The sequence below is a fragment of the Pseudomonas sp. WS 5146 genome, from assembly GCF_012985495.1.
GTDB lineage: Bacteria > Pseudomonadota > Gammaproteobacteria > Pseudomonadales > Pseudomonadaceae > Aquipseudomonas > Aquipseudomonas edaphica.
Map to the genome: position 1 here is coordinate 235,976 of NZ_JAAQWL010000002.1, position 13,072 is coordinate 249,047.

Sequence of the window (13,072 nt, forward strand, 5' to 3'; positions counted from 1 at the left end):
AAGACATGGCTGGCGCTTCAGCACACCGGCCATACGTCTTGATCGCCGATCACAAATACTTGCCGATCGTCGCTTTTCTCTACGGAGTAACCGCCGGTAAAAGCTCCGAATGCCGGCAGCAAGCTGATCTTCGAGCCGATCTGGAAGCACGGCAAACGCAAACTCTGCCGACCTTTGCCGCGCAACCGGTACACAGGATGCACATGCCCGGCCAGCACATGCTGGCTGGGATGGGCATCCGGCTCATGCTGCAATGCAAATGGCCCCATCAATAGCGGCTCGGCCACCACTTCAATCCTCAAGTCGGCAGGCGGGTCGCCAGCGCGTTTATCGTGATTGCCGCGAATCAAGGTCAGGTTCAGTGCGTGATTGCGCTCGCGCCAGGTTCTCAAGGCGCTCAGGGTGCCGCTGGCGTGCGAACCCGGGCCGTGCAGGAAGTCACCGAGAAAGATCACCTGCGCGCACGGTAGGGCCGATAACAGGCGGTCCAGGCGCTGCAGGTTGTCGGTAGTGGTGCCCTGCGGCACCGGTTGCCCGAGGCTGCGATACGCCGAGGCCTTGCCAAAATGCGCATCGGCGATCAGCAGGCACTGGCGGGCGGGCCAGTAAATCGCCTTTTCCGCCAGCAGCCACAACTCCTCACCCTCAAGCGTCAGCGAATAATGCATCAACGTTTCCCGGTATCCGCGACTTTTTCCAGGTCCTTGACCATGCGTGCAATACGCTCGGACAGCTTCTCCGAACTCATGCTCTCGCGCATTCGCTCAACCAGCAGTGGAAAAGCCAGCGGCGTCGGCCGTTCGATCATGTGCAGGTCGAGTTTCAGCGCCGACAAATGACGCAATGTCTCTTCCAGCCGACGAATATCCAACTCATCACGCAGGACTTCTTCTCCGGCCTGGGTCAGCAAAAGGTTCTCTGGGTCGTATTGTTTGAACACCTCAAAGAACAAGCCGCTGGAAGCCTGCACCTGCCGTGTGCTTTTCGGCGCGCCAGGGTAACCGGCAAACACCAGCCCGGCGATGCGGGCGATTTCGCGAAAGCGGCGCAGCGCCAGCTCACCGGCATTCAAGCTGGCCGCCACGTCCAACAGTAAGTTCGTTGGGCTCAGCAACGCTTGATTCAACACAACCGGCCAGTCCACCGGCGTAGCGCTCAATAGTTCCAGCCCGTAATCATTCACCGCAATCGAAAAGGTCACCGGCTGGCCTTGGCTGACCCTCCACGCCAGCAGGCTCGCCAGCCCCAGATGCACCTTGCGACCGGCGAACGGGTAGAGAAACAGGTGCCAGCCTTCCCGCGACTTCAGGGCTTCCGCCAGCAAGTACGCACGTGTCGGCAGGCCAGACCAGCGCAACTGGGTTTGTAACAGGGGTTGCACCGCCCGCATCTCCGGGCCATCGAAGTGCCCGTGGGCCGCTGCATCAAAGCGCTCGACCACCGCCTGCGCCAATTCATTGGATAGCGGCATGCGCCCACCATTCCAGCGCGGCACGGCAGCCTTTTTCGCGGTGCTGCGCCGTACATACGCGGTCATGTTTTCCACGCGCACCAACTCCAGCAAACGCCCTGCAAACAAAAAACCGTCGCCAGGCTTGAGCCGGGCGATAAAACCTTCCTCGACACTGCCCAGATTCTTGCCGCCGCCGCCCTTGCTCCAGAATTTCAACTGGATACTCGCATCGCTGACGATAGTGCCCACGCTCATGCGATGACGCCGCGCCAGGCGTGCATCCGGCACGCGCCACACGCCATGCTCGTCGGGTTCCACTCGGCGGTAATCCGGATAGGCCGTCAACGACAGGCCGCCATGGCGCACAAACCCCAGCGCCCAGGCCCAGTCGGCGTCAGTAAGGTCACGATAAGCCCAGGCATCACGCACCTCCGCCAACAGCGCATCCGGGGTAAAACCACCGCCCAGGGCCATGCTCACCAAGTGTTGTACGAGCACATCCAATGGCTTGTAGGGCGATTCGCGAGCTTCGATGCGCCGCTGCGCTATCGCGTCCTGGGCGGCGGCGGCTTCCACCAGTTCCAGGCTATGGGTTGGCACCAACGTCACCCGTGATGGCTTGCCTGGCGCATGACCAGAGCGCCCGGCGCGCTGCATCAGGCGTGCCACGCCTTTGGCCGAGCCGATTTGCAGCACGCGCTCCACCGGCAGGAAATCCACACCCAGGTCCAGGCTCGAGGTACACACCACGGCCTTGAGCTGGCCGTCTTTCAGGGCCCGCTCCACCCAGTCGCGTGTTTCACGCGACAGCGAGCCATGGTGCAGGGCAATCACGCCCGCCCAGTCCGGACGCGCCTCCAGCAACGCCTGGTACCAGATCTCCGACTGTGCCCGCGTATTGGTAAACACCAGGCAACTGCTGCTGGCGTCCACTTCGGCCACCACTTGCGGGAGCATCTTCAAGCCGATATGGCCAGCCCAGGGAAATCGCTCGGTGGTCGGCGGTAACAAGGTGTCGACCTTCAGTTCTTTAGCCGTCTGCCCCTGCACATTGATCCCACCGCCTTGTGGGACAAGAACCTCAAGGGCGTGAGACTGATTGCCCAAGGTCGCGGAAATCCCCCACACCATCAAATCCGGATGCCAACGCCGCAAGCGCGCCAACGCCAGTTGCAGTTGCACGCCACGCTTGTTGCCAATCAGTTCGTGCCACTCATCCACGATCACCATGCGCAGGTGCGCCAGGCTGGTCTCACTGTCGGCGCGCGCAAGCATCAGCGTCAGGCTTTCCGGGGTGGTCACCAGCGCGGTGGGCTGACGCCGGGTCTGGCGCGCGCGTTCGCTGCTGCTGGTGTCGCCGGTACGCAGGCCGACACTCCATGGAATCTCCAGTGCCGCCAGTGGCGCCTCCAGGGCGCGCGCCGTGTCGGCGGCCAAGGCGCGCATGGGCGTGATCCACAACACCGTCAGTGGCTCAGCGGGCGCTTTGCGTTTACCGGTGGCGGGCGGGCGAGTGACGGCGAAGCGGTTGAGGGCGGCAAACCACAGTGCATAGGTTTTACCCGCGCCGGTGCTGGCGTGCAGCAGGCCTGATTGGCCGTCTTTAACCGCCGCCCACACGGCTTTTTGAAAGGCGAACGGCTTCCAGCCCTTGGTGGCAAACCATGTTTTGGCGAAATCGAGGGGTTTTGCCATTCGGCAGCTGACGCTCTGGAGGCTCTATGTCAGAGACCCTCCAGGCGTCGCAAAGGTTTACTTCAAGTTACCGCTCAGAAATTGCTGCAGGCGCTCGCTCTTCGGGTTGCCCAACACATCTTCGGGCGTGCCTTGCTCTTCCACCAGACCCTTGTGCAGGAACAGCACCTGGTTCGACACCTTGCGCGCAAAGCTCATCTCGTGGGTGACCATGATCATGGTGCGGCCTTCCTCGGCCAGGCCCTGGATCACTTTCAACACTTCGCCGACCAGTTCCGGGTCGAGGGCCGAGGTGGGTTCGTCAAACAGCATCACCTCCGGCTCCATGGCCAGGGCGCGGGCGATGGCCACCCGTTGCTGTTGGCCACCAGAAAGGAACGCCGGGTATTGATCGGCCACGCGTGCCGGCAACCCGACCTTATCCAGGTAGCGACGGGCACGGTCTTCGGCGTCCTTCTTGCTGCAACCCAGTACCCGGCGCGGTGCCATGGTGATGTTTTCCAGCACGCTCATATGGCTCCACAGGTTGAAGTGCTGGAACACCATCGCCAGCCGCGTACGCAGGCGTTGCAATTCGGCGTCGTCGGCCACGCGCATGCCATGGCGATCGCTGACCATGCGGATCTGCTGACCATCTAGGGTCATGGCGCCGTCGTTGGGCGTTTCCAGAAAGTTGATGCAGCGCAAAAAGGTGCTTTTGCCCGAGCCGCTGGCGCCGATCAGGCTGATCACATCACCGGTGTTGGCCTTGAGCGAGACACCTTTGAGCACTTCATTGTCGCCATAGCTTTTATGCAGGCCTTCAACGGTCAATTTGTACATGGGGCGTGCATCCTCAAGGCGAAAGTAGGTAGCCGCTGCGGTAGGCTTGCGTGCCTGCAACATGGCTGATCACCATGCCGGCAGTGGCCATGCGCCGCAGCGAACGGGCGTAAAGCAGGCCGGCATGTTGGCAGTGCACAGGCGTTACGCGGTCAGTAATGGGGTCGATGATTTCGGCGATCAGTTGCCCGGCTTCCAGGTATTCACCGGGCAGGGCGCTGAACACCAGCAAGCCGCCGACCGGCGTGGTCACCGGTTCCACGCCCGCCAGCGGCGTGGCCGGGTAGGGCAGCTCGGGCAGGGGCGCCGCGTCACCTTTAATGGCACCGAAGTGAGTCAGGTAATCGATGATCGCCTGGCAATCCAGCGCCGCGAGGCCGTGGTTGACGTCGCCCTGGCCGCGCAGTTCGACGGTCACCGAAAAGCTGCCCATCGGGATCGGGAAGCGCTCGCCGAAGCGTTGCTGTAACTGCCACCACACCAGCGTGAAGCACTCGTCGAACGACTGCCCGCCGGAGTCGGTCGCCAGCAAGTTGGCTTCCGAGCCGATATAGCGCGCCAGCGGCTCCACCTGCGGCCAGGCCTCGGGGGTGGTGTACAGGTGCGCCACGGCTTCAAAGTCGCAATGCAGGTCCAACACCATGTCGGCATCGCAGGCCAGGCGTTGCAACACCAAGCGTTGGGATTGCAGCTGGGTAGCAGGCGTTTGCGCCGCAAGGGCCAGGCTCAGGGCGTCGCGAATAAGCTCGACGTTGTGCGTGGGGTCGTCGCCCAGCAGGTCTTCGACCTGATTGCCGACCTCCTCACTGAGGTCGACAAACAGGCGATTGAAATTTTGCCCGCTTTCCAGCTCGTAGCGGCCCAACGGAATGTCCATCAACACCTGCTCAAGTCCCACCGGATTGGCGATGGGCACCAGCACGATCTCACTGCGCAGGCGCCCAGCCGCCGCCAGCTCCGCCAGGCGCAGCTTCAGGTGCCAGGCCACCAGCATGCCCGGCAGCTCATCGGCATGCAGTGATGACTGGATATAGATCTTGCCTTCAGCCTGTTCCGGGCCGAAGTGGAAACTGTGAACCTGCCGCGCCGTGCCCGGCACCGGCGCGATCAGTTCATGCACCTGATGACGCATGACGACTCCTTAGTGGCTCGGCCCGAGAAAGGCCAGCCAGCGACGTTCCGCCAGACGAAACAGCCCGACCAGCGCGAAGGTCACGGTCAGGTAGATCAGCGCGGCGATGCCGAATGATTGAAAGGTCATGTAGGTGGCCGAGTTGGCATCCCGCGCCACCTTGAGAATGTCCGGCACCGTCGCGGTAAACGCCACCGTGGTCGAGTGCAGCATCAGGATCACTTCGTTGCTGTAGTAGGGCAGCGAGCGGCGTAGGGCCGAGGGCATGATCACATAGGCATACAGCTTCCAACCGCTCAGGCCGTAAGCCTTGGCCGCTTCGACTTCGCCATGAGCCATGCTGCGGATCGCGCCGGCGAAAATTTCCGTGGTGTATGCGCAGGTGTTGAGGGCGAAGGCCAGAATGGTGCAGTTCATCGCATCGCGAAAGAACGCATCCAGCACCGGTTGCGCGCGCACGGCGGCGATGCTGTAGATGCCGGTGTAGCAAATCAACAGTTGGATATACAGCGGCGTGCCACGAAACAGGTAGGTGTAGAACTGCACCGGCCAGCGTATGGAGCGTTTGCGCGAAACGCGGGCGATGGACAGCGGAATCGAGACCAGAAAGCCGATCACCAGCGCCGCGCTGAGCAGCCACATGGTCATCGCCAGCCCGGTGATGTGCTGACCGTCGCTATAAAGGAAAGGCCGCCAGTATTGCTGGATAAGTTCGATCATCGCACGGCCTCCCGGGACCCAGCGGAGTAGCGGCGCTCAAGCCAGCGCAGGACGACGTTGGATGCACTGGTGATCAGCAGGTAGATCAGCGCCGCGATGACCAGAAAATAGAACAGCTGATAAGTACTCTTGCCCGCATCCTGCGCGGCCTTGACCAGGTCCGCCAGACCGATGATCGACACCAGCGCGGTGGCCTTGAGCATCACCATCCAGTTGTTGCCGATGCCCGGCAAGGCAAAGCGCATCATCTGCGGGAAGGTCACGAAGCGAAACCGCTGCCCGCGCGTGAGCCCGTAGGCGGTCGCCGCTTCCAGCTGGCCACGCGGCACGGCGAGGATCGCGCCGCGAAAGGTCTCGGTGAAATAGGCGCCATAGATGAAGCCCAGGGTGATGACCCCGGCGCTGAATGGGTCGATCTCGATGTAGTCCCATTCCATAAAGTCGGTAAAGCCGGTCAGCCAGATTTGCAGGCTGTAGAAAATCAGCAGCATCAGCACCAGGTCGGGCACGCCGCGAATCAAGGTGGTGTAGAGCTGGGCGGGGATGCGGATCAGGCTGACGCTGGACAGTTTGGCGCTGGCGCCGAGCAGGCCCAGCAAGACGCTGACGGCCAGGGAGGCGACCGACAGTTTCACGGTCATCCACGTACCTTGCAGCAACAGCGGGCCGAACCCCTTCAGACTGAAGGCACCCAGCCCCAGGGTTTGCAAAAGATCTTCAAACATGAATTCAGGACCTAATGGCGATAAAAAAGCGCCCACCGCAAACCGGTGGGCGCCGGGGTGTTATTTACCGCTGTAGAGGTTCAGGTCACCGAAGTGTTTCTTCTGGATGGTGGCGTAGGTGCCATCATCGTGTAACGCTTTGATACCTTTATCGAGCAAGGCCTTGAGGTCTTTGTTACCTTTTTTGATACCGACCGCAGTTTTGGATGGCAGCAGTGGGTCATCGATGGCCTTGCTGACTTCGTAGTCAGCGCCGGCTGGCGACTTCAAAAAGCCCAGTTCGGCTTGCAGCATGTCCTGTACGGAAGCATCCAGGCGGCCCGAGGTCAGGTCGGCGTAAACCTGGTCCTGGTTGGCGTAGGCCTTGGTGGTCACACCGGCTTTGTCCAGCACGGCCTTGGCGTAGGCTTCCTGAATGGTGCCTTGCTCGTAGCCCACGGATTTGCCCTTGAGGGACTCAGGCGTGGAGAAGTTCGCGCCCTTTTTGAACACCAGGGACGTCGGGCCGGAGAACAGCTCGCTGGAGAAATCGATCGCCTTTTCACGGGCTTCGGTCACGGTCATCGAGGAAATCACGCCGTCGAACTTGTTGGCGTTGAGGCCTGGAATCATGCCGTCGAAGTCGCTTTCAACCCACTTGCACTTCACTTTCAGCTCGGCACAGATCGCATTGCCCAGGTCGATATCGAAGCCTACGAGGCTGCCGTCGGCGGCCTTGGACTCGAATGGCGCGTAGGAAGGATCGACACCAAAACGCAATTCCTTGTATTCCTTGGCCAGCGCGGTACCAGCAGCCATGCACAGAGCCAGTGCAGAAAGGGTCAGCAATGCTTTTTTCATTATGTAATCCCTGGAAACCAAGATAAGCGCTTGTGGCGCGGTTAGGACTGTTACTGAACGGTGTCAGACGGATCACAAGTAGCAATTTCTGCACCATAGTTCCGAATGTAGTTCCGAATGGTTGTTTTAAAAGGAAGGATAAAGAAGATGTGAGTGTAGGAGATGCCCGAAAATGGGCATGGAAAAATCAATGCACCATTCTGGATCTTGCTCGGATCCAAAATGTGGGAGCTGGCTTGTCGGGTCGCCGCATCGCTGCGATAGCGGTGTGTCAGCTGAATCTCTCTAACTGACCCACCGCCATCGCGGGCAAGCCCGGCTCCCACAGGGTTTTGCAGTGTTTGGGGGGAAGGGGTCAGGTCAACAAATCCTGCAACGTGCCGAGGTTGTCGGCTTCTTCCACTGTCTTATCCTGCCGCCACCGCAACATCCTGGGAAACCGTACGGCAATCCCGCTCTTGTGGCGTTTGGACAAGGCAATCCCCTCAAACCCCAGCTCAAACACCATGCTCGGCGTCACGCTGCTGACCGGGCCGAATTTTTCCACCGTGGTCTTGCGCACGATGGCGTCGACCTTGCGCATTTCTTCGTCAGTCAGCCCTGAATAAGCCTTGGCGAATGGCAGCAGCGTGCGTTCAGTGCCGGGCGGGCCGTCCCACACTGCAAAGGTGTAGTCGCTGTACAGACTGGCGCGGCGGCCATGGCCGCGCTGGGCGTAAATCAGTACGGCATCGACACTGAACGGGTCGACTTTCCACTTCCACCACACGCCCATGTCCTTGGTGCGGCCCACGCCGTACAGGCCATCGCGGGCTTTTAGCATCATGCCTTCCACGCCGAGGCGGCGAGAGTCTTCGCGTTGCTCCGCCAGGTCCTTCCAGCTCTTGCCCGTCAGCAAGGGCGATGGCAACAGCACGGGCTGGTTGCACTGCGCAATCACTTGCTCAAGCTGGACGCGGCGCTCGGCCTGGGTGTGGTTGCGCCAATCGTCGCCCTGATGCTCCAGCAGGTCATAGGCCAGGACCGCGACGGGCGCATCCTCCAGGACCTTTTTGCTCAAGGTTTTGCGGCCGATGCGCTGTTGCAACAGCGCGAAGGGTTGCACCGCGTCTTTCCACACGACAATTTCGCCATCGATCACCGTGCCATCCGGCAGGCCGCTGACCAAGCTGTGCAGTTCGGGGAAGCGCTCGGTGACCAACTCTTCACCGCGCGACCAGACCCACAGGCGACCGTCGCGCTTGACCAGTTGCGCGCGAATGCCGTCCCACTTCCATTCCACCTGCCAGTCGGCGGGTGCGCCGAGCAAGGCGTCGAACTGCTCCGCCGGTTGCGCCAGCCCATGGGCCAGAAAAAACGGATACGGCTGACCGCCGCGTTGCGCATGCTCGTCGGACGATTCGGCGGCGATCAGCTTGAGGTAGCCTTCGGCCGTAGGCCGGTTGGACAAATCGGTGTAGCCCACCAAGCGTTGTGCCACACGTTTGCTGTCCAGGTCGGCCATGGCGGCGAGGGCGCGGGTGACCAGCAGTTTGGACACGCCGACACGAAAACTGCCGGTGATCAATTTGATGCACACCATCAGGCTCGGCTGATCGAGCTGCGTCCATAACGCCGGCAGGCGTTCGGCCAATTCCAGCGGCGGCAGGCCACGCAGGGGCAGCAGCTTTTCCTCCAGCCACACTGCAAGCCCGTCTTCCGAGGTATAGGAGGATTCGGGCAACAACAGGGAAATGGTCTCGGCCAGGTCGCCTACCGACTGGTAACTTTCTTCGAATAACCAAGGTTCTATGCCCGATGCTGCGGTGGCCATGTCGCGCAGCAGACGGGTCGGCACCAATTGCCGGGGCCGCCCGCCGGAGAGGAAGTACACCGCCCAGGCCGCATCTTCGGGTGGCGCCTGGCGGAAGTAGGCTTGCAGCGCGGCCAGCTTGGCGTTGCTGGAGGTGGTGGCGTCGAGGTTGGCGTACAGCTCGGCGAAGGCTTTCATGCCCTGGCCTCTTCTTCGTCATCGCCGTATTCGGTGGTGAAACCCTGGGCATCCAGGCCTTTTTCCCGCAAGTGGCGTACCAAAACGCCTACGGAACCATGGGTGACCATCACCCGTTCGGCGCCGGTCTGTGCGATGGCCCACAGCAGTCCGGGCCAATCGGCGTGGTCCGAGAGCACAAAGCCTCGGTCCACACCGCGCCGCCGTCGCGTGCCACGCAGGCGCATCCAGCCGCTGGCGAAGGCGTCGCTGTAGTCGCCGAAGCGCTTGATCCAACTGCTGCCACCGGCGGACGGCGGCGCAATGATCAGTGCCTGACGCAGCAATGGGTCAGTCTTTTTAAAGTCCCCGGCATATAAGGTTTCGGGGATATAGATGCCGGCCTCGCGGTACACGCGGTTCAGCGGTTCCACCGCGCCATGGCTGAGAATCGGGCCGATGCTGGCGTCGATGCCATGCAGGATGCGCTGGGCTTTGCCAAAGGAATAACAGAACAACACGCTGGCTTTGCCGACCGCGATATTGGCCTGCCACCAATCATTGATGCCGGCAAAAATCTGCGCCTGGGGTTGCCAGCGGTAAATCGGCAGGCCGAAGGTGGATTCAGTAATAAAGGTGTGGCAACGCACCGGCTCAAAGGGCGCACAGGTGCCATCGGGTTCGACTTTGTAGTCGCCGGAGGCTACCCAGACTTCGCCCTGGTATTCCAGGCGCACCTGCGCGGAACCGAGCACATGCCCGGCGGGATGGAAACTCAGGGTGACGCCGTGGTGGATGAGTTTTTCGCCGTAGGCCAGGGTTTGCAGGTTGATGTCCTGGCCCAGTCGCGAACGCAGGATGCCTTCGCCGGGAGCGGCGGCCAGGTAATGCTGGTTGCCGGTGCGGGCGTGGTCCCCATGGGCGTGGGTGATGACGGCGCGGTCCACCGGGCGCCATGGGTCGATGTAGAAATCTCCCGCAGTACAATAGAGGCCTTCGGGGCGGGCGATGACAAGGTCCATGGGCGTGCCGGGGCAGTGGGCTTATCAGGTATGAGGGGAGCGAGACTTGAGAAGTTCTATCTAAATGCAGGCGATCAAATGTGGGAGCTGGCTTGCCTGCGATTGCGGTGTGTCAGTCGATTAATTAGTGACTGACACACTGTTATCGCAGGCAAGCCAGCTCCCACATTTTGATGGCGTGACGCGGAGCGTCACAGGATGCATTCCCACGCAGAGCGTGGGAACGATCACCGGGTTACTTGCCGGGTGTGAGGGTCAAGCGGGTTTTCCCGTACACCTTGTCAAAGTTCTGCGGCTGCATCGGGAAGCTCAGGTATTGCGCCTTGAGCGACGCATCGATGCCGTTCGCATAACTCGGGCTGGCCGGGTTGCCGGATTGGCCGATGCCACCTTGACCCATCATCGGTTCGATTTGGCTGAAGTCGACGATCATGCGCAGCGCCGGCACTTGGGTGGTGACAAAATCCTGCCCCCAGCTGTACGGCGCCGGGTTCAGGGTGTTGTGGTCGCCGCCACTGGCAAACGGCCCGCGGATCACCTGGCCATTGGTGTTTTTCCAGGTGGTGGTGTGCAGTTTGCCCCACTGCCAGGCCTTGTGATCACCACCCAATTGGCTGTCGCCAGCGGTGATGGCGGCGGCAAGGCTGCGGGCGAGGATCGCCGGTTTGTCTTCTTTTTGCGCGGTGCGCACGTCGTCCCAGAAGGGGCTGTCTTCGCGGCCCAGCAGGTGGTCGGCGTTGGCGGAATAGGACAGGTTGGCGTTGCTGACAAAGGCTTTCCAGCTGGCGCTGGTTTCCGGGCCGAGTTCGTCGAGGAAGATCTGCTTGGTGCTTTCCTGCAGGAACAGCTCATAGATCGCCGCGTCTGCGGAGGTCGGTGCCAGGCGGCCATCAAACGCCATCAAGCGACTGAGCGCTTCGCGTGCCTTCACAGCTTCGGTTGCCGGCAGCGCATCGATTGCCTGTTTCAGTGGCTGGGCCATACCCGGCGCCTGGAACATGGTCTTGAGCTTGGCGGCAAACGTGGTGGTCTGGTCGTACTGCATGGCGATCATGCTGCGGCTGTCATGCTTGCCGGCGTTGGCCAGTTGTGCCAGGCGCTCGCTGCGCTCCGGGGCGTCCCAGGAATTGGACAACTGCATGCCATAACCGCGTGGCGCGGTGCGCTGGTTGGCCGTGCCGATCCAGCCTTGGGCCGGGTCCTGATCGTAAGGGTGCAGCATCGCGTCGGCGTAGCCGTCCCAGTCAAAGCGCGCGTCCCAGCCCGGCGAGGGCAGCAGGCCTTCGCCTTCGCGACGGTTGGGGAAGCGGCCAGTGACTTGCCAGCCAATGCTGCTCGCGTCGGCAAAGATCATGTTGAGGGCGATGGCGCGGATTTCCCGGGTCGCGTCCGAGGCCTTGCCAGCGCTTTGGGCGCGGGACAGGTCGAAGAATGCGTCCAGGCTCTTGTCGTCCTTGAGGTCGGCGGTTTGCAGGGCCAGGCCGAACCCGGTGGTGAGTGCCTGGCTGCTGTTGAGCAGGGCGCCGTGGCGGGTTTCGTACACCACTTCGCGAATCGGCCGCTGGCCCTTGGCGAAGTAGGTTTCGTTGCGCACGACGGCCGGTAGCCATTTGCCGTTGTTCTCGTAGTACAACGCGCTGCCTTGGCGTTTGACCTTCTCCAGGAACAGGTCCTGGGTGTCGCCTTTTACCGCGCTCATGCTCCACGCCACTTTGCCGTTGAAGCCGGACAGCAGGGTCGGCAAACCGGCAATCGAGACGCCGACCGCCTGGTATTTCGGGGCACGGATCTGCACGTAGTTCCATGGCGACGGTGCTTGTGGCTGGGCTGCCAGGTCGCTGGCCAACAGGCTTTTGCCACTGCGGCTGCGTTGCGGGCCGATGGCCCAGTTGTTAGAGGTGGTGACGGCCAGTGCGTTGAGACTGTTCAACTGCTGGCCGACGCTTTCAAGCCCTGCAAGGCCGGTGATCTGGCTGAGGTTCACGCCCTTGAGCTTGTCGGCTTCGTCCATCGGGATCGGCTCGTCCGGCGCACTCGGCGTCAGCCAGGCGAGCTTGTCGGCCCCGACTTTCTGCGCCAGCACCAGCGACGAGAGTTCTTCCTGCAGGTTGCTCGACTCGCTGAAATTCAGCAGGCAGAACAGCAGCGCCGAATCTTCCGGCTTCCAGTAGTCGGGCTTGAAGCCGGTCTGGGCCAGGTCCGGCGGCAGCTTGTCGCGGTAGCGGAACAGGTAGGCGTTGACGCCACGGGCATACACTTCAAAGAAGCGCTTGAGGCGCGGCGACGAAGCGTTATACAGCTCGCCGGCGCTTTTTTTCAGGTTGACCGCGCGCATGAAACGGTCGACATCCAGCACTTGCGGGCCGGACATCTCCGCCAGGCGGCCCTGGGCCAACAGGCGCAAAGTGACCATCTGCGTGATGCGGTCGCTGGCGTGTACATAACCGAGGCTGAACAGCGCGTCATGGAAGGTGTTGCTTTCGATCAACGGCATGCCCTGGGCATTGCGGCGCACCGACACATTCTGTGCCAGGCCTTTGATCGGTTGCACACCGGCCACCGGCGGCAGGGTGTCCTGGGTGCTCTGGAGCTGGCAACCGGCCAGGCTTAAAGCACTGGCCACTGCCGCGGCAACGCCGAACCGGGGGATAAAGTGTGAGAGGGCTGGCGAGGCCATGGCAAAGCTCCTGCGGG

At 61.7% G+C, this 13,072-nt stretch carries 10 protein-coding genes; all 10 read right to left on the reverse strand.

What is annotated here, in order from left to right; translation table 11 throughout:
- Positions 1–17: 17 nt before the first annotated feature.
- On the reverse strand, positions 18–668 hold the full coding sequence (gene pdeM, locus HBO41_RS05575; protein WP_017137168.1) for a ligase-associated DNA damage response endonuclease PdeM: 651 nt from the start codon (positions 666–668) through the stop codon (positions 18–20).
- A complete protein-coding gene (locus tag HBO41_RS05580) occupies positions 668–3,148 on the reverse strand; it encodes a ligase-associated DNA damage response DEXH box helicase (protein WP_169985391.1) in 2,481 nt (826 codons plus the stop codon). The genes pdeM and HBO41_RS05580 overlap by 1 nt, the downstream gene beginning before the upstream one ends.
- 57 nt (positions 3,149–3,205) lie before the next feature.
- Positions 3,206–3,970 carry an ABC transporter ATP-binding protein gene (locus HBO41_RS05585; RefSeq protein WP_017137170.1) on the reverse strand — a complete coding sequence of 255 codons (765 nt, stop codon included), beginning with the start codon at positions 3,968–3,970 and terminating at the stop codon, positions 3,206–3,208.
- Between the two features lie 13 nt (positions 3,971–3,983).
- Positions 3,984–5,102, reverse strand: coding sequence for a succinylglutamate desuccinylase/aspartoacylase family protein (locus HBO41_RS05590; RefSeq protein WP_169985394.1), 1,119 nt, complete (start codon positions 5,100–5,102; stop codon positions 3,984–3,986).
- Between the two features lie 9 nt (positions 5,103–5,111).
- Positions 5,112–5,822 (reverse strand): ABC transporter permease, encoded by a 711-nt coding sequence (locus HBO41_RS05595; RefSeq protein WP_017137171.1) that lies wholly within the window; start codon positions 5,820–5,822, stop codon positions 5,112–5,114.
- Positions 5,819–6,547, reverse strand: a complete 729-nt coding sequence (locus tag HBO41_RS05600) for an ABC transporter permease (RefSeq protein WP_017137172.1) — start codon at positions 6,545–6,547, stop codon at positions 5,819–5,821. The genes HBO41_RS05595 and HBO41_RS05600 overlap by 4 nt, the downstream gene beginning before the upstream one ends.
- A 60-nt stretch (positions 6,548–6,607) precedes the next feature.
- Positions 6,608–7,387 carry a transporter substrate-binding domain-containing protein gene (locus HBO41_RS05605; protein ID WP_017137173.1) on the reverse strand — a complete coding sequence of 260 codons (780 nt, stop codon included), beginning with the start codon at positions 7,385–7,387 and terminating at the stop codon, positions 6,608–6,610.
- A 355-nt stretch (positions 7,388–7,742) separates the two neighbouring features.
- Positions 7,743–9,377 carry an ATP-dependent DNA ligase gene (locus tag HBO41_RS05610; RefSeq protein ID WP_169985396.1) on the reverse strand — a complete coding sequence of 545 codons (1,635 nt, stop codon included), beginning with the start codon at positions 9,375–9,377 and terminating at the stop codon, positions 7,743–7,745.
- Positions 9,374–10,378 carry a ligase-associated DNA damage response exonuclease gene (locus HBO41_RS05615; protein WP_169985398.1) on the reverse strand — a complete coding sequence of 335 codons (1,005 nt, stop codon included), beginning with the start codon at positions 10,376–10,378 and terminating at the stop codon, positions 9,374–9,376. The genes HBO41_RS05610 and HBO41_RS05615 overlap by 4 nt, the downstream gene beginning before the upstream one ends.
- A 235-nt stretch (positions 10,379–10,613) precedes the next feature.
- Entirely contained in the window at positions 10,614–13,055 is a 2,442-nt protein-coding gene (locus HBO41_RS05620; protein WP_169985400.1) for a penicillin acylase family protein, read from the reverse strand.
- Positions 13,056–13,072 lie beyond the last annotated feature (17 nt).